This is a genomic window from Streptomyces sp. NPDC041968, assembly GCF_055589025.1.
Genome location: NZ_JBVJCB010000014.1, coordinates 43,748 through 67,227 on the forward strand (window position 1 = coordinate 43,748; position 23,480 = coordinate 67,227).

Here is a 23,480-nt window from a genome sequence, read left to right on the forward strand (position 1 = left end):
CTCCGCTCGGGTCGTTCCACGGACCGGACGGCCGGTGGCGGCCGCGGCGTGCCGGCGGCCCGCACGTCCGGCCGGGGTCACCGGCCGGGCGGCGAGCCGCCCTCCTGCTTACGGGTTGGACCCGACGATCTTCGGGATGGTGCTGGTGCCCGTGACCTTGACCGCGTAGTTGCCCTTGAAGGTGGGCTTGGTGGCGGTGGTGACCACGGAGCCGCAACCGGAGGCCGAGGTGACGACCAGGTCGCCGCTGACACTCGCGACCGCGAGGATGCCGGTCGAGTTGGTGTAGGTGGCGGTGGCCTTGCCCTGCACGTTGAACACGCAGGCGCCGGCGGTGACCTTGGCCTTGACGTTGCCGACGTAGCCCTTGGTCACACCGGTGGCCGCGGTGTAGTCCTGGGCGACGACGGTCCAGGGCGTGGTCGCGACGGTCGTGACGTTGCCCAGGACGCTGGTGCACGGCGCCCCGCTGGTGCCGAAGTTGATGGCGTTGATGCTGGCCACGGTCGCGGGGTTGCCGGTGGCGCTCGCCATGGTGCCCGAGGCGCTGGACGTCGTACACGTCATCGGGATGTTGGCGGTCAGCACGATGTTCCCGCTGTTGGTCGCCGAGAAGTTGGCCGGCGACGGGGTGACGGTCCAGACCGTCGATGGGACGGCCGAGGCGGGGGCGACGGTCATGGCGAAGGCGGCGGCACCCGCGCCCGCCACGACGGCAATTCTTGACAGGGACTTCTTCATGACGTGGGGACTCCCTTGTGGATTGACCGGCAGAGAGGGATCTCGCCCGTACCTGTGGAGTGGGGACGGACGCGGTGCGGCCCGGAAATCATCGACCGCGAGCCACGACGTTACTTGCGGGAAACTTAGACGAACAATGGCGTCGGTCATGATTCTTTGGAGAACGGGAAATATCTGTTCCCCAAGTGAGCGGTCCGGAGCCCGGCATAGTCATCCGCTGCTAAGTAGGGCGCCCGCGCACGGTTCGCAGCCGGTCCGCTCCGGGGGAGGTGGGGGGCGGTCCACGGGCTCCGGCCGGCCTCGCCGTACTCATCGAGTGACAAGAAGAAGGCGCGTATTTGTCGCCGCGCTGACAAACGCGCGATGGGTCAACCGAATCCTTCGGGAAAGTCGGATCCTCCTCTTGCCCGCTCAGGTTACTCAGCCGTAGCGTGCCGGGCACGGCGCTGATCTCCTGGTGGGTGCCCCCCCATGCCGAGGAGGCGCGATGGATGTTTTCCGGCCTTGCCCTCCTTCAGGGGCGGACATCCGTCGGCAGGGCCGCGTGGAGCTCCTCCCTCCCGGAGCCACGCGACCCTGCCCCGCACCCGGCGGACAAAGCGCCGGACGCGACTTGTCCACGCAGTGACAAAAGGCGAGGAGGCCGGCGTCCCACCGGTTGTCAGCACACCGCGCAGCGACTCGGCGTGCGCTCCGCGGCACGCACCGCTCTCACCTGCTTTGGAGGTGATATGGGAATCGAAGTAGTGGTCGAGGGCCTCACCAAGTCCTTCGGCAGGCAGAAGATCTGGCAGGACGTGAGCCTCACCCTGCCGGCCGGAGAGGTGAGTGTCATGCTCGGTCCGTCCGGCACCGGAAAGACCGTGTTCCTCAAGTCGCTCATCGGACTGCTGAAACCGGAGCACGGCCGTGTCCTCATCGACGGCGTCGACATGGTGAACAGCCCGGAGCGCGATATCTACGAGACCCGCAAGAAATTCGGGCTCATGTTCCAGGACGGCGCCCTTTTCGGTTCCATGTCCCTCTTCGACAACATCGCCTTTCCGTTGCGCGAGCACACCCGGAAGAAAGAGGCGGAGATCCGCCGCATCGTCATGGAGCGGATCGAGGTCGTCGGTCTGCTGGGCGCCGAGGGCAAGTTGCCCGGAGAGATCAGCGGCGGCATGCGCAAGCGGGCCGGACTCGCCCGCGCGCTCGTGCTCGACCCGCAGATCATCCTGTGCGACGAACCCGACTCCGGACTCGACCCCGTCCGCACCGCCTACCTCTCCCAGCTCCTGATCGACCTGAACGCACAGATCGACGCGACGATGCTGATCGTCACCCACAACCTCGACATCGCCGCCACGGTCCCCGACAACATGGGCATGCTCTTCCGGCGCGAACTGGTCACCTTCGGCCCGCGCGAGGTGCTCCTCACCAGCGAGGAGCCGGTCGTGGCCCAGTTCCTGGCCGGCCGACGCGAGGGACCGATCGGGATGTCGGAGGAGAAGGACGCCGCCACCCTCGCCGCCGAGGCCGCCGGAGCGCGCGGCGCCGACGGCCCCCGGGAGATCACCCCCCAGCTGGAGCCGTCCCCCGGGCTCCCGCCGCGCCGCGCCGTCACCCGGCGCCGGGAGCGGGTGCTGGGCATGCTCGACAGGCTGCCGCCCGCCGCCCGCACCGCCATCGAACGCACCTACGCGACCCCCGCGGCCACCGCGACCGGCACACCCGGCGCCACCGCCCCGACGCTCCGGATGCCGGCCACCGGGAGCGGCGCATGATCACCGGCGCCCTGCGGCAGACCGGTCGGCTCTTCGCGCTCGCCGCCGAGGTGGCCCGGGCGATCTTCCGGCGGCCTTTCCAGTTCCGGGAGTTCGTGGAGCAGTTCTGGTTCATCGCCAGCGTCACGATCCTGCCCGCGGCCCTGGTCTCAATCCCCTTCGGCGCCGTGATCGCCCTCCAGGTCGGTTCGCTCACCCAGCAGCTCGGCGCCCAGTCCTTCACCGGCGGCGCCAGCGTACTGGCCGTCGTGCAGCAGGCCAGCCCCCTGATCGTGGCCCTGCTGATCGCGGGCGCGGCAGGCTCCGCCATCTGCGCCGACCTCGGCTCGCGCACCATCCGCGAGGAGCTGGACGCCATGGAGGTCATGGGCGTCTCGCCCGTGCAGCGCCTGGTGGTCCCCCGGGTCCTGGCCACCATGGGCGTCGCGGTCCTGCTCAACGGCCTGGTCTCCGTGGTCGGCATCCTCGGCGGCTACGTCTTCAACGTCTTCCTCCAGGACGGCACCCCCGGCGCCTACCTCTCCAGCTTCTCCGCCCTCGCCCAGCTTCCCGACCTGTACGTCAGCGAACTCAAGGCCCTGGTCTTCGGGTTCATCGCGGGCGTCGTCGCCGCCTACCGGGGCCTGAACCCGCGCGGCGGCCCCAAGGGCGTCGGCGACGCGGTCAACCAGTCCGTCGTCATCACCTTCCTGCTGCTGTTCTTCGTCAACATGGTGATGACGGGCGTCTACCTCCAACTCGTCCCGCCGAAGGGAGGCTGAGGTCCGTGGCCTCCCCGCTCGTCTGGCTCGACCGCTCCGGCGACCAACTCCTGTTCTACGTCCGCTCCCTGCTGTGGATCCCGCGGACCCTGCACCGCTACCTCAAGGAGGTGCAGCGGCTCCTCGCCGAGGTCGCCTTCGGCACCGGTGGCCTCGGGGTCGTCGGCGGCACCATCGGCGTGATGATCGCGATGACCCTGTTCACGGGCACCGTCGTCGGCCTCCAGGGCTACGCGGCCCTCGACCAGATCGGCACCGCTGCCTTCACCGGCTTCGTCTCCGCCTACTTCAACACCCGCGAGATCGCGCCGCTCGTCGCCGGACTCGCCCTGTCCGCGACCGTGGGCGCCGGCTTCACCGCCCAACTCGGCGCCATGCGCATCAACGAGGAGGTCGACGCCCTCGAGGGCATGGGCATCCGCTCCCTGCCCTACCTGGTCACCACCCGCATCATCGCCGGCGTCGTCGCCATCATCCCCCTGTACGCCATCGGGCTGGTCTCCTCCTACCTGGCCTCCCGGTATGTCACGGTCCTCTTCAACGGCCAGTCCCGGGGCACCTACGACCACTACTTCAACCTGTTCCTCTCACCCACGGACGTGCTGCTGTCCGTCCTGAAGGTGTTCATCTTCAGCGTGATGGTGATCGTCGCCCACTGCTACTACGGTTACCGCGCCACCGGCGGCCCGGCCGGCGTCGGCACGGCCGTCGGCCGGTCGGTGCGCAACGCCATCGTGCTGATCAGCGTCACCGACTTCTTCCTGTCGCTGGCCCTGTGGGGCGCCACCACGACCGTGAAGGTGGCGGGCTGAGATGACCGCTGTGAACACGGCACGGGGCGCGACCGCGCGCCGCCGCCTCGCGGGCGTGGTGTTCCTCGTGGTCCCCGCCCTGCTGGTGTGGCTCGCCATCGCCGTCTACCAGAAGAAGTTCACGGACTCCGACCCGGTGGTGGTGGAGGCCGCGAGCGTCGGCAACGAGATGCACCTGGGCGCCGAGGTCAAGCTGCGCGGCGTCGTCGTCGGCGAGGTCCGCGACATCGACGCCACCGACGACGGCGCCCGGCTCACCCTCGCCCTGCGACCCGGCGCCCTCGACGACATCCCGGCCGACGTACGCGCCCAGATGCTGCCCACCACCCTCTTCGGCGAGCGCTTCGTCGCCCTGGTGCCCCCCGCCGCGCCCTCCCCGCAGCCGCTGGCCGCCGGCGCCGTCATCCCGCAGGACCGCTCGGAGAGCGCCGTGGAACTCCAGCAGGTGCTGGACGACGTCCTGCCCATGCTCACCGCGGTCCAGCCGCAGAAGCTCTCGGCCACCCTCTCCGCCGTCTCCCAGGCACTCGAGGGACGCGGCGACCGGCTCGGGGAGACCCTCAGCCTCCTCGACTCCCATCTGCGGGAGTTCAATCCCCAACTGCCCACCCTCAACCGCGACCTGAAAGAGCTGGTGAAGGTCAGTCACGTGTACGCCGACTCCGCGCCCGACATCATCACGGCTCTCACCGACTTCACCACCACCAGCGGCACCCTGGCCGAGAAGGAGAGCGAGCTGGCCGGCACCCTCGGTGCCACCACCGGCACGGCCGAGGACGTCACCGCCTTCCTCCGGCAGAACCGGGACAACATCATCCGGCTCTCCGCGTCCTCCCGGCCGACCCTGGAACTCCTCGCCGAGTACTCCTCCGCCTTCCCCTGCACACTGCGCACCCTCGCCGACTTCGTACCGGCCATGGACAAGGCCCTCGGCAAGGGCACCGACCGGCCCGGCCTGCGGGTCGACGTCACCACCGTGACCTCCCGCGGCGCCTACCGGCCCGGCAGCGACACCCCCTCCTACGACGCCGGCGGCGGCCCCCGCTGCTACCCCGTGCCCTACCTGGGGGTCTCCGCGAAACCCGCGGCACAGGTGCCCGCGTCGGCGGGCCAGAACCTCGGCCCCGCCAACTCCCCGCAGGAGAACGACCTCGTGAACGAACTCCTCGCGCCCGCCACCGGCAAGGCCCCCGCGGACCTCCCCGAGTGGAGCAGCCTCCTGGCGGGCCCGGCGCTGCGCGGCACGGAGGTGACCCTGCGATGACGTCCGCCCGCTCCGCCCCCACCCGGCGCCGTCCACTGACCGGACCACTGCTGAAGTCCCTCGCCTTCCTCGTCGTCACCGCACTGGCCACGACCGTCCTCGGACTGAGCGTCTCCGGCACCGGCGTCGACGACGACAGCCTCTCCTACCGAGCGCTGTTCACCGACGCCACCGGCGTCACCGACGGCGACAGCGTGCGCATCTCGGGCGTCGAGGTCGGCGAGGTCACCGACGTCCGCGTCGTCGACCGGCGGACCGCCCAGGTCACCTTCAGCGTCCGCGACGACCGCACGCTGCCCCGCTCGACGACCGCCGCGGTGAAGTACCTCAACATGGTCGGGCAGCGCTACATCGCCCTCGGCCGGGGCAGCGGCGACCTCACTGGGACGCTGGACGCCGGCGACACGATCCCGCTGGACCGCACCGCCCCCGCGCTCGACCTGACCCTGCTGTTCAACGGGTTCAAGCCGCTCTTCGAGGGTCTGTCCCCGAAGGACGTCAACGAGCTGGCCGGCTCCATCGTCCAGGTCCTCCAGGGCGAGGGCGGCACCGTCGACAGCCTCATCCGGCACATCGGCTCCGTCAGCACGACGGTCGCCGCCAAGGACAAGGTCATCGGCGAGGTGGTGAAGAACCTCAACACTGTCCTGACCACCCTCAACGACCGCGAGGCCGACTTCGACGACCTCGTGGACACCCTCCAGAAGCTCGTCACCGGTTTCAACGGGGACCGCAAACCGCTCGGCAAGGCCGTCGCGGCCATGGGCGACCTGACCACCGTGACCGCCGACCTCCTCGAAGAGGGGCGGGCACCGCTCAAGCAGGACATCCGCGAACTGGGCCGGCTCTCCGGCAACCTCGGCGACGCCACCCCGCAGATCGAGAACTTCCTCGCCCGGACCCCCGCCAAGATGACCGCGCTCGGCCGCCTGTCCTCGTACGGCTCCTGGTTCAACCTCTACCTGTGCGAGGCGCGTGTGGGCCCCGTGACCACCTCCACCGGCGAGGACGCGCCGACCGGCATCGCGGTCACCGAAGCGAGGTGCGGCACATGAGCACCCTGACGCGCCCCGACCGCGGCGCCGGGAGCCGGGCCACACCCCGCCGCCCCCGAGCACCCCGCATGAAGCCGGTCAAGGACCGCAACCCCGTCACCGTGGCGATCGTCGGTCTGCTGCTGCTGGCGCTGCTCACCGTCTTCGCCTACAACGCCGACCGGCTCTCCCTGACCGGCGGCGGCACCACCTACACCGCCGACTTCACCGAGGCGGCCGGCCTCGACGACGGCGACGAGGTGCGCGTCGCCGGGGTCAAGGTCGGCGAGGTCACCTCCGTCGACCTCGACGGCGACCGGGTGAAGGTCACCTTCGAGGTCCAGGACGCCTGGATCGGCGACCGCACCACCGCGGCCATCGCCATCAAGACGCTGCTCGGCGACAAGTACCTGGCCCTCGACCCCCTCGGCTCCAGGCGGCAGGACCCCGGCGCCCGCATCCCACGGACCCGCACCACCTCCCCGTACGACGTCACCCAGGCGTTCCAGGACCTCAGCGGCACCGTCGACGCCATCGACACCCAGCGGCTCGCCGAGAGCTTCGAGACCATCTCCAAGACCTTCGAGAAGTCGCCGCCGCACGTCCGCAAGGCGGCCACCGGCCTGTCCGACCTGTCGAGGTCCGTGTCCAAGCGCGACCGTGAACTGTCCGAACTGCTCAAGGGCAGTGCCCGGTTCACCAAGACGCTGGAGACCAAGAAGTCGAGCTTCGAGACCCTCATCGAGGACGCGGGACCGCTCCTCGGTGAGCTGCGCGACCGCCGGGACGCCATCGACGCCCTCCTCGACGGCAGCCGCGACCTGGGCATCGAACTCGGCGGCCTGGTCGAGGACAACGACAAGCAACTGGAGCCCACCCTCAAGGCGCTCGGCCGGGTCACGACCGTCCTGGAGAAGAACGGCACGCAGCTGGACCGGACGCTCGCGCTGGTCGGCCCCTACTACCGCCTGGTCGGCAACACCCTGGGCAACGGCCACTGGTTCGACAGCTACCTCTGCGGGGTCGTGCCCCGCGACTACCTGCCCGCACAGTCCCAGCCCACGAACGGGTGCATGCCGCCGAAGCAGCAGGCGGCGGCCCCAGGGAGCGGTGAGCGATGAGCAGACGCAGAAGACTCCTGTCGGCCGCGATCGCCCTCGCCGTGGTCGCCGCCGGCCTGGCCACGGTCCGGGCCCTCGACGACGACGGCACCCGCGTCACCGCCTACTTCGACCGCGCCGTCGGCATCTACGCCGGCTCCGACCTGCGCATCCTCGGCGTCCGCGTCGGCGAGGTGGAGTCCGTGGAGCCCCAGGGCACCCGGGTGCGGGTCGAACTCGCCCTCGACGACGGCGTACAGGTCCCCGCCTCGGCCCGCGCCGTGGTCGTCGCACCCAGCGTCGTGGCCGACCGCTACGTGCAGCTCACCCCGGCCTACCGCTCCGGTCGCGCCCTCGCCGACGGCGCCGTGCTGCCCGCCTCCCGCAACCGCACCCCCGTCGAGATCGACCAGCTCTACGCGTCCCTCACCGACCTCAGCGAGGCCCTCGGGCCCGAGGGCGCCAACTCCTCCGGCGCCCTGTCCGAACTGCTGAGGACCGGCGCCGCCAACCTCGACGGCAACGGCGAGGCGATCGGCGACGGCATCGAGGAGTTCGGCAAGGCCGCCAAGACCCTCGACGGCTCCAGCGACGACCTGTTCGCCACCCTGGGCAGCCTGCAGACCTTCACCACCATGCTGAAGGACAAGGACACCGACGTGCGCACTGCCCAGGAGCGCCTGGACACGGTCGTGGGCTTCTTCGCCGACAACAAGGACGACCTGGCCGGCGCTCTGGAGGAACTCGGTACCGCCCTCGCCCAGGTGAAGACCTTCATCCAGGACAACCGGGGCGAGCTGAAGAAGAACGTCGACAAGCTCGTGCCGATCACCGAGACCCTCGTCAGGCGGCGCGCGTCCCTGGCCGAGGCCCTGGACGTCGCCCCGCTCGCCGCGGGCAACGTGGTGAACGCCTACGACACCGGCACCGGCATGCTCGACGGCCGCGCCAACCTCAACGAGATCAGCATGGGCGGCCCGCTGCTGCCCCTGCCGGTCACCGGAGGCGCGGCGAGCTCGGGGGAGGGGGCGCGATGAAGCGCGTCGTGGGACGCCGGGGCCGGGGGACCGACCCGGTGGATGCGCCGGGCGAGGACCAGGTGGAGACCGAACGGGCCGACCGCGTCGAGGTCCACGGCACGGTGAAGCGGGGAGCGCTCACGACCACCACGGCCGTCGGCGCCGGACTGGGCGGACTCCTCGCCCTCGGACTCGGCTTCGCCCTGGCCCTCGGCGCGTTCTCCGCCACGGCCCCGAGCTTCGGTGGCATCGAGGACCTGCCCCTGCCGGGCGGTGCCGACCTCGGCTCCCACCCGTACACCGTCAGCGCCGAACTCGGCGACGTCCTCAGCCTCGTGCCGCAGGCCGCGGTCAAGGTCAACGACGTCGCGGTCGGCCGGGTCACCGCCATCCGCCTCGACGGTGACGCCTGGACGGCCCGCGTCACCATGGAGATCAACGGAGACGTACGGTTGCCGGCCGACGCCACGGCCCGCCTCGAACAGTCCAGCCTGCTCGGTGAGAAGTACGTGCAGCTCAGCGCGCCCGGCACGTCGGCCGCCGCGGCCCGGCTCGCCGACGGCGCCGTCATCCCGCTGGCCCGCACCGGCCGCAACACCGAGGTCGAGGAGGTGTTCGGCGCGCTGTCCCTGCTCCTCAACGGGGGCGGCGTCAACCAGCTCAAGACCATCACCCAGGAGCTGAACAAGGCCCTCGGCGGCCGCGAGGGCGAGGTCCGCTCGATGCTCGAACGCGTCGAGAAGCTGGTGGGCAACCTCGACGACCACCGGGGAGACATCACCGACGCCCTGGACGCCGTCAACCGCCTGTCCTCCACCCTCGCCGGCCGCAAGGACGACGTGCGGACCGTCCTGACCGACCTCTCACCCGGGCTGAAGACCCTGCACGAACAGCGCGGCTCCCTGCTCACCATGCTGCGCTCCCTGGACACGCTCTCCGGGGTCGCCGTCTCCACCGTAGAAGCGAGCAAGGACGACATGGTCGCCGACCTCAAAGCCATCGCGCCCACCCTCAAGGCACTTGCCGACGCGGGCACCGACCTCCCCGACTCCCTGGAGGTGCTGCTGACGTACCCCTTCACCGACGAGGTGCTGAACGGGGTGAAGGGCGACTACCTCAACGTGTACCTGAACATGACGGCCGCCCCCGGCACCCGGATCATCCCGCCGCTCGTGCCCGGGAGCACGCCCTCCCCCTCGCCGACCTCCTCCGCCACCGCGCAGAGCGGACGGGACGGCGCGGCCGGGAAGGGCCCCCGGCGCGGGGCCGGTGAGGACGCCCGTACCGGAACCGGATCGGAGACCGGGGCCGGGGCCGGGAAGAGGCCCACCCCCTCGGCCCCGCTGCCCCTGCCCTCCGTCCCGACCCCGTCGGCGGGCGGAGGTGCCCAGGGATGATCACCCTCGCCGTCCGGCTGAAGAACCTCGCCTTCCTCGTCATCGCCGTCCTCGTCCTCGGCTTCGTGGGCATCCGGTACGCGGACCTCGGACGGTACGTCGGAGCCGCCGACTACTACACCGTGGACGTCGAACTGCCCCGCACCGGAGGACTGTTCACCCACTCCGACGTGACCTACCGGGGTGTCTCGGTGGGCCGGGTCGGGCCGATCGACCTCACCGCCGACGGCGTGGTCGCCCACCTGCGCATCAAGAAGTCCGCCCCCTCCATCCCCGCCGACACACGCGCCGTCGTGGCCGGGCTCTCCGCGGTCGGCGAGCAGTACATCGACCTGCGACCCGAGAGCGACTCGGGCCCCTACCTGGCGGACGGCACCCGCATCGAGCTGCCCGACACGGAGGTGCCCGCACCCGTCACCGACGTCCTCACCAGTGTCGACGCGCTCACCCGGTCGGTGCCGCTGGAGGACCTGCGCACGGTCGTCGACGAGTTCGGCAAGACCTTCGAGGGCCACGGCGACGACCTCCAGGCGCTGCTGGACAACGGCAGTGCCTTCGTCGAGGCCGCCGACCGGGCACTGCCCTCCACCACGCGCCTGCTCACCGACGGCGAGACCGTGCTGCGCACCCAGGCCGAAGAGGCGGAGGCGATCCGCGGCTTCGCCGACGGCGCGACGGAGCTGGCCCGCGCCCTCAAGGGCTCCGACGCGGACCTGCGGCGCCTGCTCACCGTCACCCCGGAAGCGGCGACCCAGGTCAGCGGACTCCTCAGGGACCTCGACCCCAGCCTCGGCGTCGTGCTCGCCAACCTCCTGACCACCTCGGAGGTGGCCGTCACCCGGCAGCGCGGCATCGAGGAGCTGCTCGTCAAGTACCCGGCGGCCGTCTCCGCCGGCGCCACCGCCGTCGACGGAGGAAAGATGAAGCTGGGCCTGGCCGTCACCTTCTTCAAGCCCCTGCCGTGCACCGCCGGATACGGCGGCACCCGCTACCGCAACGGCCTGGACCTGGGGACGGCCCCCGCCCTCAACACCGGCGCCTCCTGCACCGCCCCACCCGGCAGCGGCGTCAACGTGCGCGGTTCGGCCAACGCCCCCCGCGGCGGCCCGGTACCCGAACCCGCCAGGCCCGGCTCCCTGCCCTCCGGCAGCGCGAAACCGTCGGCGTCCACGGGCACGTCCGCCGCAGGGCCGCTGCCGGGCGCCCTCGCGCTGGCGGACGTGGGCGGAGCCGCGGCCCCGGACCTGGCCGGGCTGCTCGGAGCGGGCGGGGAGGACGGCCGGTGAGCCGGGCCCGGATCGCCGTCGGCGCGGCCCTGGCGCTGTCCCTGGCCTTCTGCGGCGCCGGCGCGTGGACCTACGCGCAGGCACGCGGCGACGACTCGCTCGCCTACGGTCGTGAACGCGACGAAGCGCTCGCCGACGGACGCGAGCGCCTCTCCGTCCTCCACACGCTGGACGCCTCCTCGCGGGAGCACGCCCAGGAGGGCATCCGGGCCTGGCGCACCGCCGCGACCGGCCCGCTGCGCGCCGAACTCGGGCGTACGAAGCCGGAGAAGGGTGCCTCGGCCCGGGGCACGGTCACGGAGGTGGCCCTCACGGCCCTCGACACGCGCGCCGGCACCGCCAAGCTCATCGCGACGGTGCGCGTCGAGGTCACGCCCGCCGGAGCCGCCCGGGCGAGCACGGACCGCAAACGCCTGGAAGCGGTCCTGGCCCGCACGGGGCCGGGCGAGTGGAAGGTCAAGGCACTGAGCGCGGTACCGCTCGCGCGGACGGCTGAGGAGGACGACGGCCGATGACACGGCTGCTGCACATCAGACGGGCGCGGGACTCCGCGGCCGGCGAGCCATCACCCCGCGGCGAGGCGGGCGCGGCCCCCGGGGAGGCGGGCGAGCGGTCCGACGACGACACGGTGGCCGAGCCGGACCGGGACGCCGAAGACGCCGAGGAGACCGGGGGCGGCACGGCCGCCGAGCGGGACGAGGACCCCGGGGCGTCGCCCACGGGACGCCGTAGCCCTCGGTGGGGCCGGCTCCGCAGGGCCGCACCCGCGGTGGGCGCATGCGCCCTCCTCCTCGCCGGCTGCGGCTTCTTCTACGGCGCGCACCAGCTCCGGTCCACCCCCTCGGCCGAGAACGCGGCGCTGACCGACACCGCGGCGAGCACGCGGGTGGCCGGAGACGTGGGCAACGCCCTCGCCCGCGTCTTCTCGTACACGCCGGACGGGGTCGAGGCGACCGAGCGATCCGCACGCACCGTCCTCGGCGGACGGGCGGCCCGGCAGTACGCCGACCTGATGCAACGGATCCGCGCCGACCTCGCCGAGCAGCGCGTCACCCTGAGCACCCAGCCCGTACGCACCGGAGTGATCGAACTCGACGCCGACCGGGCGCGGCTCCTGGTCTTCCTCGACCAGATCTCCCACCGCGGCAAGGACGGCACCACCTCCGCGGCGGCTCAACTCACGGTCACCGCGCGATGGGAGGAGGACCAGTGGCGGATCGTCGACATCAGGACCCACTGAGACCACAGCGGCGGAGGGGAGCACTCGTGCAGCGCGCGGCCGCATCACAGGACCGGCCCCGGGGGAGGTCCGTCACGGTCCTCGCCCTCGCCCTCACCCTGGTGGCGGGGGGCTTCGCGGCGTGGACGGGCTGGGACTGGTACGAGACGGCCCACGACGACACGACGGCCTATGCCGTGCAGCGCGACGAGGCGCTCGCGGCCGGGGAGCAGGCCGTGCAGAACCTGAACACCCTGGACCACCGCAGGCTGGACCAGGGACTGGACCTCTGGGAGTCCTCGACCACCGGAGACCTGCACGAACAACTGGTCGCCGGACGCGAGGAGTTCACCACCCAGGTGAAGGGCGCCAAGACGGTCACCACGGCACGGGTGCTGTCCGGCGCCCTGACCGAACTCGACGACCGCGCCGGCCGCGCCCGGGTCCTGGTGGCCCTTCGGGTGACGGTGAAGACGCCGGGCGACGCGAGCACCGACAAGGACAGCCGCATGCTCGGTGAACTGACCCGCACCGGTGGCGACTGGAAGCTCAGCGCCCTGGGTCAGGCCCCCGTCGGCGGTACACCGGCCGGCTGACCGGCCGGAGGAGAGGACGACCCACCATGCCGACGACCCGGCACCACCTGAACAACCTCCGCCGTCGCCAGGCCCGCGAGGCACTGCGCGCCCCGGGGGACGCGCAGCCCCAGGAGCGCGGGAACCCCCGGGCCCCGGCCGGCGCGGAATCCGTCGAGGGGCGCGGCCCCCTGCTCGACCGGCCCCGCCCGGCGCGTGCCGGCGCCTCCGTCACCACCGCCCGCAAGCCCTCGCCCGCTCGGAGCGGGGCCGCGGACTCACCGGACGCCCCGCGCGCATCGGATGCGCAGGACGCACCCGAAGCGAAGGACGCGCCGCCCCCGCGCCCGTCCGCCCCGCACCGCCACCGCACCGCGCTCCTCATCCTCTGCCTGCTGACGCTGGTCCTCGGCGGCTTCGCCGGCTGGGCGCACTCCCGGGCGGAGGCCCTCCGCGACACCGCGGCCGCCCGCAACACCGCCCTCTCCGACACCGCCCGCACCAGCGAGATCAAGGGGCAGTCGGCCAAGGCCGTCGCCGCGCTCTTCTCGTACGACCACGCCGAACCCGACGGCCTCGACAAGGCCGCGAAGGAATGGCTGACGGGCCGCGCCGTCACCCAGCACCGGGACCTGTTCGGCGACGTCCGCACCCAGGCCGACCGGCAGAAGGCGGTGATCACCACGACGGTCACCGACAGCGCGGTCGAGCGCATCGACGGCGACCGGGCCCGCGTCCTGGTCTACGCCGACCAGAGCAGCGTCAGCACCGCGGGCGGCAAGAAGGCCGAGGACGACGGCACCTACGCCGGGGCGATGTTCGCCGTCGACGTCCAGCGACGCGACGGTCGGTGGCTCGTCTCGGGCATCGACACCTTCGGCCGCTGAACCCCGTACGCGCCTCACCACCAGGGAGTGACAGACCATGCCCGAAACGCGCGACCGCCGCGTACCCGCCCGGACCCGGCAGGGTCTGCGGGCCACCGCCGCCGCCGTGACCGCGGTGGCGGCGCTGACCGCCTCTCAGGCCCCCGGGCTTCCCACGGAGGAGAGCGCCCGTCCGGCCTCCGAGGCCCGCTCCGCCGCCCCGGTCGCGGATCTCCCCCGCGCCGATCCCGCCCCGCCCGACGACGGTTCGTACCACACCGAACTGCCGCCGCTGGTCACCCCGAACGTCGCGCCGCGCGCCGGCCAGGCCGTCCGCACGCGTGCCGAGTCCGGCATACCGGGAACCGTGCTGCGCGCCTACCGCGCCGCGGAGAAGTCCGTCGGCCGGACGGACCCGGGCTGCGCGCTGCCCTGGGAACTGCTCGCCGCCATCGGCAAGGTGGAGTCCGGGCAGGCACGCGGCGGCGCGGTCGACCGGCACGGCACCACGCTCGGCCGGATCACCGGCCCGGCCCTCGACGGCCGCAACTTCGCCCTGATCCTGGACAGCGACGGCGGAGTCCACGACGGCGACACCGTGTACGACCGGGCGGTGGGGCCGATGCAGTTCCTGCCGTCGACGTGGGCGCGCTGGGGCGCGGACGGCAACGGCGACGGCCGCGACGACCCCAACAACATCTTCGACGCGGCCCTCGCCGCCGGGCACTACCTGTGCGCCGGGGACCGCGACCTGCGCCGGGCCGCCGACCTCGACCGGGCGGTCCTCAGCTACAACCACTCCCGTTCCTACCTCGAACTGGTCCGTCACTGGCTGGACTTCTACCGCGGGGGCGTGCACGCCGTCCCCGACGGCAAGGGTGTCGTCCCGCGGTCTCCCGGCGCCGGCGGCGACACTCCGGCGACGGAGCCGGTCGACAAGGGCGAGCGCGGGGGCGCCGGTGGCAAGGACGGACGCGGGGGCGCGGGCGAGGGCGGGGACGACATCATCATCGGCCCCGATCCCGGCGCTCCCGAGCCGTCCCCCTCCCGCTCCGATCCGCCCTCGTCCTCCCCGCGGCCGTCCCCGTCCGCGACGAAGCCCGCCCCCTCCCCGTCTCCCGACCCGTCCCCCACGGACTCCCCGTCACCGGACCCCTCGCCCACCCCGACCCCCACCGACTCACCCACCCCGACCCCCGACCCGTCCACCCCGCAGGACTGCCCCACGGACTCGGCGAGCCCCTCCCCGGACACCGGCGCCTCTCCCGGTCCGGACCCGGAGGCGCCCGGGCCGGAGCCGACCTGCCCGGCCTGAACGGGCCCGCACCCTCGGCGTGACGCACGCATCGCACGGCCCAACCGTGGAAGAAGGGCCGCATGACGTCACACGAGGAACAGCAGAATGTCGCCGACTTCTACGACTTCGAGAGTGCTCTGCCCGAGGAGGAGCGCAAGGTCCTGGCGAGGACGCGGGAGTTCATGCGCGACGAGGTCCGGCCCCTGGTGACCCAACACTGGGCCGACGGCACCTTCCCCAGGGAGCTGATCACCCGCTTCGGGGAGAGCGGGCTGGTCGGCCTGCCGTACGAGGGCTACGGCGAACCGGGACCGGCCGCCAGCCATCTGCTGACCGGGATGATGGCGATGGAGATGAGCCGCGTCGACGCGTCGGTGGCCACGTTCTTCGGCGTGCACAACGGACTGGCGATGTACTCCGTCCAGGCGGGCGGCGACGAGGAGCAGCGCGAGCGCTGGCTGCCCGGCATGGCCAGGATGGAGACCGTGGGGGCGTTCGCGCTGACGGAACCGCTCGACGGCTCCGACATCGCGGCCGGCATGCGCACCACCGCACGGCGTGAGGGCGACACGTGGGTGATCGACGGGGCCAAGCGCTGGATAGGCAACGCGACCTTCGCCGACCACGTCGTCGTCTGGGCCCGGGACGTCCAGGACGACCAGGTCAAGGGGTTCGTCGTCGGCCGCGGTGCGCCCGGGTTCACCGCGGAGCCCATCGCGCACAAGACGTCGCTGCGCATCGTGCAGAACGCGGACGTCACCCTGGCCGGCGTGCGGGTGCCGGAGGCCGACCGGCTGCAGCGCGTGTCGTCGTTCCGGGACGTCGCGGAGATCCTGCGGGCCACGCGCAGCGGGGTCGCGTGGCAGGCCCTGGGCGTCATGATCGGCGCTTACGAACTGGCCCTGCGCTACGCCGGCGAGCGGCAGCAGTTCGGCCGGCCGCTCGCCGGCTTCCAGCTGGTGCAGGACCTCCTGGTCAAGAGCCTGGGCAACATCACCTCCAGCTGGGGGATGCTGCTCCAGCTGGCCCGGATGCAGGACGCCGGCGTCTTCCGGGACGAGCACTCGTCGCTGGCCAAGGCACACGTCACCGCCCGCATGCGGGAGGTCGTGGCCTGGGCCCGGGAGATCTTCGGCGGCAACGGCATCGTCCTGGACCACGATGTCGCCCGCTTCTTCGCCGACGCGGAGGCCATCTACTCCTTCGAGGGCACCCGGGAGATGAACACCCTGATCGTCGGAAAGGCCATCACCGGGGAGAGCGCCTTCGTCTGACCTCCCCGAGGTGTTCAGGCGTTCAGGCGGGCCCCGGGCATTCGGCAGGACGTGCCGGGTACGCGCGTAGGGGTAACCACAAGTGTTCACGACGACCGGAAGAGATCATGACGGAGAAGCACGAGGACAAGACCCGGATCCGCTCCTGCATCGCCTGCGGCACGCCCGCCGGGGACGGCGAGCTCTGCGAGCACTGCGGCAGGGTCCTGGAACTCCCGGCCGAGACCGGGCTGACGGAGGACCGGGCAGCAGCGATCCGCCGGGACTTCGAGGGCCGCGGCAGGTAGCGAGCCGCGAGAGGGGGTACACGCCCGCCATGGCATCGAGGAACGATCACCGGGCAGCGTCGCCCCGTACGCGTCAGATCCGCCAGCTCCGCCGCATCAGGGCCTTCTACGCGGCGGGATTCGCCCTGTGGGCGGCATCGGCCGCCTGGACCGGACTGGAGTCTCCCGGGAGCCGGCAGATGTGGGTGGCCCTGCTCCTGCTGGGGGTCTTCACCGGCCTGCTGCTCACGGCCACCACCTGGGTCCGGCGCCTGGAGAGCGCCGCCCCGCGACGGCCCGCACACCATGCCGCCCCGCGTATGGCGGCGACCTCGCAGCACGGAACCCCCTGAGCGCTCTCAGGCACGGGCGGCCCAGACGGTGCGTTCGGTGCGCACCGCCAGGTCGCCGCGGCGCAGGAGACTGTGCGGACTGCCGGTGTCGAGGAGCTGGTCGAGCGCGGCGAGGTCCTCGGGGTGCAGCCCGGTGGCCGTGGCATGGCGGATGCGTCTCAGGCCCGCGAGGGCGTAGCGGCCGATGGCCTCGCTGCGGGAACCCGCCATGTCGATCGCGAGGGTGCGTCGGCCTTCGACCGTGAAGCCGGCGGCGGTCAGCAGCGGCCCCCAGTCGGCGCCGCGGTGGGGCGTGTGCTCGGCCTGGTGACGGTCGGTCAGGGCGTGGCAGCGGTCCTCCAGACCGGGTCGTCCCTCGGGGGCGTCCTCGGGCAGGAAGCGGGGGAAGCCGGCCAGCTCCACGACGGCGAACAGCCCGCCGGGCGCGAGCGCGTCACGGACGGTGCGCAGCGCCCGGTCGGGGTGGGACAGGTGGTGCAGGGAGGCCGACGCCCACACCAGGTCGGGGGAGCCGAGGTCGGGCCAGTCGGGGGCGTCGAGGTCGGCCTGCACGGTGCTCACGCGTTCGTCCAGACCGTTCTCGCGTGCCTTCGCCCTCAGGCGCTCAAGGAGCGCGGCCGAGGCGTCGACGGCGATGACGTGGGCGTCGGGGAAGCGTTCGAGGAGGGCGAAGGTGCCCGTGCCCGTGCCGCAGCCCAGATCGACGATCCGACGCGGACCGGTCCTTAGCGGCAGCCACGCGGTGAGGGAGCCGAGGTGCTCGGCGAGCACCTCGGCGTCCAGGTCGAGGATCTCGGCCAGGCCGTCCGTGTCGTGGTCGTGGTCGTGGTCGTGGTGCCCCTGCTGTGCGCTGTGGGGGAGCGGATGCGGGTGTGTTCGGTCCATGCCCGCCACCCTAGGAGCATCATGCGCACGCGGCATGACGTCTCCCGGTTTACGCAAGAAGACGGTCGTGCGCGCTGCCGTCCGCGCAAGAGGGTGCCGGGGCGCGGGTCCGCCCCCTCACCTCCCGGTGCCGCGCGGACTGCCGTCGCCGTCCTCGCGCTGGTGGCCGCGGCGCGCGTCGCGATCGAAGATGCCCAGGATGTCGCAGGGCCCGCCTTCGGAGCCGATCGCGTGCGGCATCATCGTGGGGAACTCGGCGGCCTGGTTGGCTTCGACGCGGTAGCGGCGCTGGCCCAGCATGAGGATCGCGGTGCCGGACAGGACGACGAGCCATTCGCGCCCCGGGTGTGCCCGCATGCGGGCCGGGCTCTGCGGGGGAGGCTCGGTCATGCGCTGGCGGACCACGCTCATGCCGGGATCTCCCTTCACGAGCCAGCGCATCGAGCCGCGGGCGCTGTCGATCACGGGGCTGGTGATCACGTCGTCGGCCGCGGTCTCCACGAGCTGGTCCAGCGTGGTGTCCAGGGCGCGGGCGATCGTGACCAGTTGGTCCAGTGCGAGGCGGCGCCGGCCGTTCTCGATGCGGCTCAACGAGGACTGGCTGAGCCGCGCGCGGGTGGCGAGTTCCTCGAGGGACCAGCCCTGCGCCAGGCGAAGCGCTCGGATCCGCTTGCGGACGAGGCCGTCCAGATCGTCATCTTCTTGCGTCACGGGCAACACTTTATGCGTGTACCGCATTGTCACCGGTAGCGGCACGGCTCGCACGACACCGGCCGCGCGCTCACGTCGCCCCCGTGCCGTCCTCGCTGTCAGCGGCCCGTGTCATGATGCGGACGCGTCCCAGGAGTGGGGCGCGTGCTGCTTGCCAGGGGGTTTGCGCATGGGTGCGGGTACCGAGCCGGACGGCTCGTCCAGGTCCGACGAGGAGTGGGAGCGGTTCCTCCGCGAGTCGGTGGAAGGGGTCGCCGACTCGCCCAAGGAGCCGTCGGCGCGGGCTCGCGACGTGGCGAAGCGGCTGCGTGCGGAACCCGGCCGCGAGGCGGAGGCCTGGCGCAGCCATTCGCCCGCGCGCCCCAAGCGGCGTACGGGCTGGTACGTGGGCGGGCTGCTGACCGCGCTGGTGCTGCTCGCCGTGGCGCTCGCGCCGGAACGGATGACGGACCTGGTGACCGGCGACGAGGACGCCGGCCCCCCGGCCTCGGCGAGCGGGACCGACCGCCCCACCGTGGACGAGCCCTTCCGCGGTTCCCCGGCCGCGAGTTGGGCGAGCGGAGCGGCGGGGATCAGCATGCCCGAGGCCAGGGCGGTCGGCTGGATGAGCGAGACCGAGGTCGAGCGCGCGCTCGCCCGCAGCCGGGACTTCCTCGTCCGGACCAGCCTGGACCGTGCGGTACTGCGGGGCGAGCGCCCCGCGAAGGCGATCGCACAGATCAACCCGCACCAGGAGGACGTGCAGGACCTCCTCGGGACCGCGTTCCGCAGCCCGAGCGAGGACAACGACCCCCTCCTGCTGTTCAGCCGCTTCCGGCCCTCCCACAGCCGCCTGGTCGGTGACGTCGTGAAGACCCGGGGCGGGCTCACCTACCGGGAGGGCGAGCGCGGCGCGCTCCAGGTGACCGCCGACGTCACTTTCGTCTATCCGGTCACCCGTGCCGACGGGGGCGGCGACGAGGTCGTGCGCACGATCGTGCGACGCGAACTGGTCCTCAACTGGGACGACCCCCGCAAGGTGATCACCGAGCCGGGCACGTTCTCGATCGTCTCGTACAAGTACGACATGACCAACGGTGGCTGCGGGACCCCCACGGGCTACTTCACCCCGCCCTTCGGCAAGGACCGCGCGGCGGACGTGATCGGCGCGGAGGTGGATCCGTACGACCGCAGCGCCCCGGTCGGACAGGACGCCTCCTCCGGAGACGAGTGCGCACGGGCGTCGCGGTCCTGACGGTCCTCGTTCACCGTCCGGCGAGCAAGCCGGACCCGTGCCCCCGGTCGGCCGCCCGCTGACCCGTAGGCGGGCCCCTTAAGGTCGGGGCATGACCTCAACCCTGGCCAACAGTGCTTTCGACTCGCTCCGTCTCGACGCCGTCTCCGACCAGGAGGCGCTGCGTCGTGTCTACGAGCTCCCCAGGGAGACGGCCTGGCGCAAGCAGATGGACGAACTCACCGAGCAGACCCGGAGGTTGATCGGCTGCTCCTCCCTGGTCCTGGTCGCCAGCACGGACGCCGAGGGCAACTGCGACGTCTCCCCGCGCGGCGGCCCCGCCGGGTTCGTCGCCGTCCTGGACGACCGGACGGTGGCGATACCGGACGCGACCGGCAACAAGCGTCTGGACACCCTGCACAACGTCATCGCCACCGGTCGGGCCGGGCTGCTGTTCGTCATTCCGGGGCGCACCACGACGCTCAGGGTCAACGGCCGGGCCTGCGTCTCCACCCGCCCGGAGCTGCTGTCGCAGCTGACCGCCGTGGGCAGGCCGCCGGCGAGTGCGCTGGTGCTGGGGATCGAGGAGGTCTACCCGCACTGCCCCAAGTCGCTCCTGCGCAGCGGCGCGTGGAAGCCGGAGCAGTGGCTGCCGGCGGACGCACAGCCGACCTCGGCCGAGGTGACGCTGGCCCAGCTGCGGATGCCGGAGCTGACGATCGCCGACATCGAGCGGGCGGAGGCGGACTCGCTGAAGTATCGCTACGAGTAGGGGAGTGGAGTCCCCGGCGACGGCCGCGGCAGGACGCGAACGGCGGCCCCCCGTGGCACCGCACGACGGCCAGGCTTCACTCACCAGGGTGAATCCCGGCCCGCCTTCGCTGTCCCGGCGCATGCCCGGCATGACATAAGGGGACGATCGCGGATGCGACCATTCCGTCGCCCGGACCCCAGGAGGTCACCGATGACGGATGTGGTGTTCAGGGCCGACTTCTCCAGTGACCGGCAATGGGTGGCCGGCCGCTCCTGGGCGTATCCCGACGGCGGCCCCGTCAATCCGGACGACGACAAGCTGGATCACCTGACATCCGACCCCGCCTACAGCCGCACCGGCCGCTTCCGTGCCACGCGGCGCCCGGACGGCTTGTGGGAGGCGGGACTGCTGACCACGGAGGAGAGCCCCGACGGCTTCATGGTCCGCACCGGCGACCTCCTGGAGACGACGGTCCGACTCCCCGTCGGCCTGGGCGCCTGGCCCGCGATCTGGACCTGGCGGGACGGTGGCAACGAGGTGGACGTCTTCGAGTACCACCCCGACAACCCCGACCTTCTCGAACTCACCAACCACGTACGCCGCGGGCAGGCCTACGTGCGCGACGAAGCCGTACGCCCCGGCGGCCGGATCGACATCGCCGTGCTGTTCGGCCGGAACAGCGTGGTCTGGTCGCTGAACGGGCGGCAGGTCCATTCCGACGGTCGCGGCGTCGGGAGCCGCTGGCACGCCAGTCTCATCGTGAACCTCTCCGTCTGCGCGGGCCGTTACCACCCGCCACCCGAGGACGGCGCCACCGAGTTGTTCTACGAGGTGGAGCGACTGGTGGTACGGCGACCGGTTGCCCGCGGCAAGGGGTGAACCCCGGCGCCGGAGACGGCCGGTGGCTGCCGAAGAGTCCGGGAGCCGCCAGTTCGGCCGACCGGTGACCACCGGCGATGTCGCTGCGCGCGCGTCGGCCAGGAGCTGAGCCGCTGGCAGAGACGACTTGTACCCTGCACTCATTCAACGATCGGACGATCACGGACACGGGCCGACGGGCATGCCACGGGCGTCCAGGACGGGAGCGGGGAGAATTCGATGAGTGACGCACATCCGATACGCAGCCGCCGACCGGGTCTCTCGGTCGGCGCGCGGATCACCGCGGCGGTCGTCCTCGCCGTGATCGGAGCCGTCGCCGCCTGGCTCCAGCACGAGGCTCCCGGCCGGAGTGCGGAGCCGCGTACGGAGTTCACCGCGAACAACCCGCCCGCCGGCCTGCCCACCGCGCTCACCACCGGCCAGCACCTCCGCTGGTCCCGCTGCACCTCGCCGCCGACCGCCCGCACGGGCTACGACTGCGCCACCATGAAGACCCCCCTCGACTACCGGAAACCTGAAGGCAGGACGATCGACGTCGCCCTGATCCGCCGCAAGGCCACCGGCCCGAACGCCCGGCGGATCGGCTCGCTCGTCCTCAACTTCGGCGGCCCCGGCGTGTCCGGAGTGAACGGACTGCCCGAGCACCTCAACCAGTACAAGCCCCTCCTCGACCGCTACGACCTGGTCTCCTTCGACCCGCGTGGCGTCGGCGCGACCATCCCCGTGCGCTGCGGGAAGACCGCGGACGACACGGCCTTCGCCGGGGCCGACGCCTGCGCCGAGCACTCGGGGGCGCTCCTCCCGTACCTCGGCACCTCGCACACCGCGCGCGACCTCGACCTGATGCGCTACCTCCTCGGCGACGAGCGGCTGCACTACTTCGGCGTCTCGTACGGAACGGCGCTCGGCGCGGCCTACGCCCACCTGTACCCCTCGCACGTCGGGCGGTTCGTCCTCGAAGCGCCCGTCGATCCGACCGAGGACCTCAGCGAGGAGCAGGTGTCGCAGGTCAAGGCGGTCCAGGCGGCGTTCGACCGGTTCGCCGCGCACTGCGCGGCCCGTGTCCGCCACTGCCCGACCGGCGACGGGCCCGAAGAGGCCGCACGACGCATGGCGCGCCTGGCCGACCGCCTGGAGAAGAAGCCCGCCCCCGCCGGCGACGGAAGCCACCTGGACGCCGACGACCTCGCGCACAGCGTCGGCGATCACCTCGTCCTGGGCACGGACGGCTGGCCACCGCTCGCCAAGGCCCTCACCGCGCTGATCGACCACAATGACGGCGGCCCGCTGAACGACGGCGCGGCCCACACCGGTTCCGCCGAGCGCACGGAGACCCCGCCCGACAGCAGCACCGCCGCCCAGACCGCCATCACCTGCGCGGACTCGAGCCTGCGCCCCGACTTCGAACGCCTCGACCGGGACGAGGCCCGCGTCAAGGCCGCCTCGCCCGTCTTCGGCGCGGCCTGGTCCACCGGCGTCTACCTCTGCTACGACTGGCCGTTCGACGGCGAGCGCCTCACACCCCAGGTGAACGCCGACGGCGCGGCCCCCATCCTGGTGGTCGGCGGCACCGGCGACCCGACCACCCCGTATCCCGGCGCCCGCCACATGGCCCGCGCCCTGGGCGACGGTGTCGGCGTGCTCCTGACGGCCGAGGAAGAGGGCCACGGCACATACCCGCAGAACCGCTGCGTCACGGAGGCCGTCGACACCTACCTCCGCACGGGCCGCACCCCGGCCGCGGGGACGGTGTGCCGGGGCAGCATGTCCTGAGACCCGCACGGACCCGCCGGACGGCCGCACGATGCGCTCGGGGGCTTTCCGCGACGGATCCGGTGCCGTGCGCGGCGCATGGCAAGGCCGCTCCCCGCCCACGACGAGCTTCAGCGCTTCGCTCACCGCACATGCCGCGACCGGGGTTCGTGGTGGCCCCACCGGTCCTTGCGGCCGCGGGCTCCGGACTTCTCGCGCTGCGGACCGTCCAACCCCTCCCCGTTGTAGAACCTTT

Annotated in this window: 24 protein-coding genes; 21 read left to right on the forward strand and 3 right to left on the reverse strand. The window is 72.3% G+C overall.

Annotated elements, in window-relative coordinates; all coding sequences use genetic code 11:
• Positions 1-108: 108 nt before the first annotated feature.
• Entirely contained in the window at positions 109-741 is a 633-nt protein-coding gene (locus ACZ6EG_RS29180; protein WP_391971578.1) for a hypothetical protein, read from the reverse strand.
• 731 nt (positions 742-1,472) lie between these two features.
• Here ACZ6EG_RS29180 and ACZ6EG_RS29185 point away from each other — a divergent pair.
• From ACZ6EG_RS29185 to ACZ6EG_RS29265, 17 genes are all read left to right on the forward strand, one after another.
• Positions 1,473-2,507 (forward strand): ABC transporter ATP-binding protein, encoded by a 1,035-nt coding sequence (locus ACZ6EG_RS29185; protein WP_391971577.1) that lies wholly within the window; start codon positions 1,473-1,475, stop codon positions 2,505-2,507.
• Complete coding sequence (locus ACZ6EG_RS29190) at positions 2,504-3,268, forward strand: MlaE family ABC transporter permease (protein ID WP_053141558.1); 765 nt, start codon at positions 2,504-2,506, stop codon at positions 3,266-3,268. Before ACZ6EG_RS29185 ends, ACZ6EG_RS29190 begins: the two co-directional genes overlap by 4 nt.
• A gap of 5 nt (positions 3,269-3,273) precedes the next feature.
• On the forward strand, positions 3,274-4,080 hold the full coding sequence (locus ACZ6EG_RS29195) for an MlaE family ABC transporter permease (protein ID WP_210963886.1): 807 nt from the start codon (positions 3,274-3,276) through the stop codon (positions 4,078-4,080).
• A 1-nt stretch (position 4,081) separates the two neighbouring features.
• Positions 4,082-5,344 carry an MCE family protein gene (locus ACZ6EG_RS29200; protein ID WP_469608952.1) on the forward strand — a complete coding sequence of 421 codons (1,263 nt, stop codon included), beginning with the start codon at positions 4,082-4,084 and terminating at the stop codon, positions 5,342-5,344.
• Complete coding sequence (locus tag ACZ6EG_RS29205) at positions 5,341-6,399, forward strand: MCE family protein (RefSeq protein WP_391971575.1); 1,059 nt, start codon at positions 5,341-5,343, stop codon at positions 6,397-6,399. Before ACZ6EG_RS29200 ends, ACZ6EG_RS29205 begins: the two co-directional genes overlap by 4 nt.
• The gene (locus tag ACZ6EG_RS29210; RefSeq protein WP_469608955.1) at positions 6,396-7,499 is read left to right on the forward strand and encodes an MCE family protein; all 1,104 of its coding nucleotides are present in this window, start codon (positions 6,396-6,398) and stop codon (positions 7,497-7,499) included. The genes ACZ6EG_RS29205 and ACZ6EG_RS29210 overlap by 4 nt, the downstream gene beginning before the upstream one ends.
• Positions 7,496-8,515 carry an MCE family protein gene (locus ACZ6EG_RS29215; RefSeq protein WP_391971573.1) on the forward strand — a complete coding sequence of 340 codons (1,020 nt, stop codon included), beginning with the start codon at positions 7,496-7,498 and terminating at the stop codon, positions 8,513-8,515. The genes ACZ6EG_RS29210 and ACZ6EG_RS29215 overlap by 4 nt, the downstream gene beginning before the upstream one ends.
• Positions 8,516-8,619: 104 nt before the next feature.
• Positions 8,620-9,894, forward strand: coding sequence for an MCE family protein (locus tag ACZ6EG_RS29220; RefSeq protein WP_469609159.1), 1,275 nt, complete (start codon positions 8,620-8,622; stop codon positions 9,892-9,894).
• Complete coding sequence (locus tag ACZ6EG_RS29225) at positions 9,891-11,180, forward strand: MCE family protein (RefSeq protein WP_391971572.1); 1,290 nt, start codon at positions 9,891-9,893, stop codon at positions 11,178-11,180. Before ACZ6EG_RS29220 ends, ACZ6EG_RS29225 begins: the two co-directional genes overlap by 4 nt.
• Positions 11,177-11,695, forward strand: a complete 519-nt coding sequence (locus ACZ6EG_RS29230; protein WP_391971571.1) for a hypothetical protein — start codon at positions 11,177-11,179, stop codon at positions 11,693-11,695. Before ACZ6EG_RS29225 ends, ACZ6EG_RS29230 begins: the two co-directional genes overlap by 4 nt.
• Complete coding sequence (locus ACZ6EG_RS29235; protein ID WP_469608960.1) at positions 11,692-12,420, forward strand: hypothetical protein; 729 nt, start codon at positions 11,692-11,694, stop codon at positions 12,418-12,420. The genes ACZ6EG_RS29230 and ACZ6EG_RS29235 overlap by 4 nt, the downstream gene beginning before the upstream one ends.
• A 26-nt stretch (positions 12,421-12,446) precedes the next feature.
• On the forward strand, positions 12,447-12,995 hold the full coding sequence (locus tag ACZ6EG_RS29240) for a nuclear transport factor 2 family protein (RefSeq protein ID WP_391971569.1): 549 nt from the start codon (positions 12,447-12,449) through the stop codon (positions 12,993-12,995).
• Positions 12,996-13,021: 26 nt separating this feature from the next.
• Positions 13,022-13,861 carry a hypothetical protein gene (locus tag ACZ6EG_RS29245; protein WP_391971568.1) on the forward strand — a complete coding sequence of 280 codons (840 nt, stop codon included), beginning with the start codon at positions 13,022-13,024 and terminating at the stop codon, positions 13,859-13,861.
• 37 nt (positions 13,862-13,898) lie between these two features.
• On the forward strand, positions 13,899-15,155 hold the full coding sequence (locus ACZ6EG_RS29250; protein ID WP_469608964.1) for a lytic transglycosylase domain-containing protein: 1,257 nt from the start codon (positions 13,899-13,901) through the stop codon (positions 15,153-15,155).
• A 62-nt stretch (positions 15,156-15,217) separates the two neighbouring features.
• Positions 15,218-16,411, forward strand: coding sequence for an acyl-CoA dehydrogenase family protein (locus ACZ6EG_RS29255; RefSeq protein WP_469608966.1), 1,194 nt, complete (start codon positions 15,218-15,220; stop codon positions 16,409-16,411).
• Between the two features lie 107 nt (positions 16,412-16,518).
• On the forward strand, positions 16,519-16,698 hold the full coding sequence (locus ACZ6EG_RS29260; RefSeq protein WP_469608969.1) for a hypothetical protein: 180 nt from the start codon (positions 16,519-16,521) through the stop codon (positions 16,696-16,698).
• A gap of 29 nt (positions 16,699-16,727) precedes the next feature.
• The gene (locus ACZ6EG_RS29265) at positions 16,728-17,030 is read left to right on the forward strand and encodes a hypothetical protein (protein WP_469608972.1); all 303 of its coding nucleotides are present in this window, start codon (positions 16,728-16,730) and stop codon (positions 17,028-17,030) included.
• A gap of 6 nt (positions 17,031-17,036) precedes the next feature.
• On the opposite strand, the gene ACZ6EG_RS29270 is transcribed toward ACZ6EG_RS29265, so the two are convergent.
• Together ACZ6EG_RS29270 and ACZ6EG_RS29275 are read right to left on the reverse strand one after the other, a co-directional pair.
• Positions 17,037-17,915, reverse strand: a complete 879-nt coding sequence (locus tag ACZ6EG_RS29270) for a class I SAM-dependent methyltransferase (RefSeq protein WP_469608975.1) — start codon at positions 17,913-17,915, stop codon at positions 17,037-17,039.
• A gap of 117 nt (positions 17,916-18,032) precedes the next feature.
• A complete protein-coding gene (locus tag ACZ6EG_RS29275; RefSeq protein WP_469609162.1) occupies positions 18,033-18,653 on the reverse strand; it encodes a helix-turn-helix domain-containing protein in 621 nt (206 codons plus the stop codon).
• A gap of 142 nt (positions 18,654-18,795) precedes the next feature.
• On the opposite strand from ACZ6EG_RS29275, the gene ACZ6EG_RS29280 reads away from it, so the two are divergent.
• The 4 genes from ACZ6EG_RS29280 (at position 18,796) to ACZ6EG_RS29295 (ending at position 23,245) form a co-directional block, all read left to right on the forward strand.
• Entirely contained in the window at positions 18,796-19,860 is a 1,065-nt protein-coding gene (locus tag ACZ6EG_RS29280) for a hypothetical protein (RefSeq protein ID WP_469608977.1), read from the forward strand.
• Between the two features lie 91 nt (positions 19,861-19,951).
• Complete coding sequence (locus ACZ6EG_RS29285; protein WP_391971560.1) at positions 19,952-20,611, forward strand: MSMEG_1061 family FMN-dependent PPOX-type flavoprotein; 660 nt, start codon at positions 19,952-19,954, stop codon at positions 20,609-20,611.
• Positions 20,612-20,803: 192 nt separating this feature from the next.
• Positions 20,804-21,472 carry a beta-glucanase gene (locus ACZ6EG_RS29290; protein ID WP_469608980.1) on the forward strand — a complete coding sequence of 223 codons (669 nt, stop codon included), beginning with the start codon at positions 20,804-20,806 and terminating at the stop codon, positions 21,470-21,472.
• A gap of 219 nt (positions 21,473-21,691) precedes the next feature.
• Complete coding sequence (locus tag ACZ6EG_RS29295) at positions 21,692-23,245, forward strand: alpha/beta hydrolase (protein ID WP_391971558.1); 1,554 nt, start codon at positions 21,692-21,694, stop codon at positions 23,243-23,245.
• Positions 23,246-23,480 lie beyond the last annotated feature (235 nt).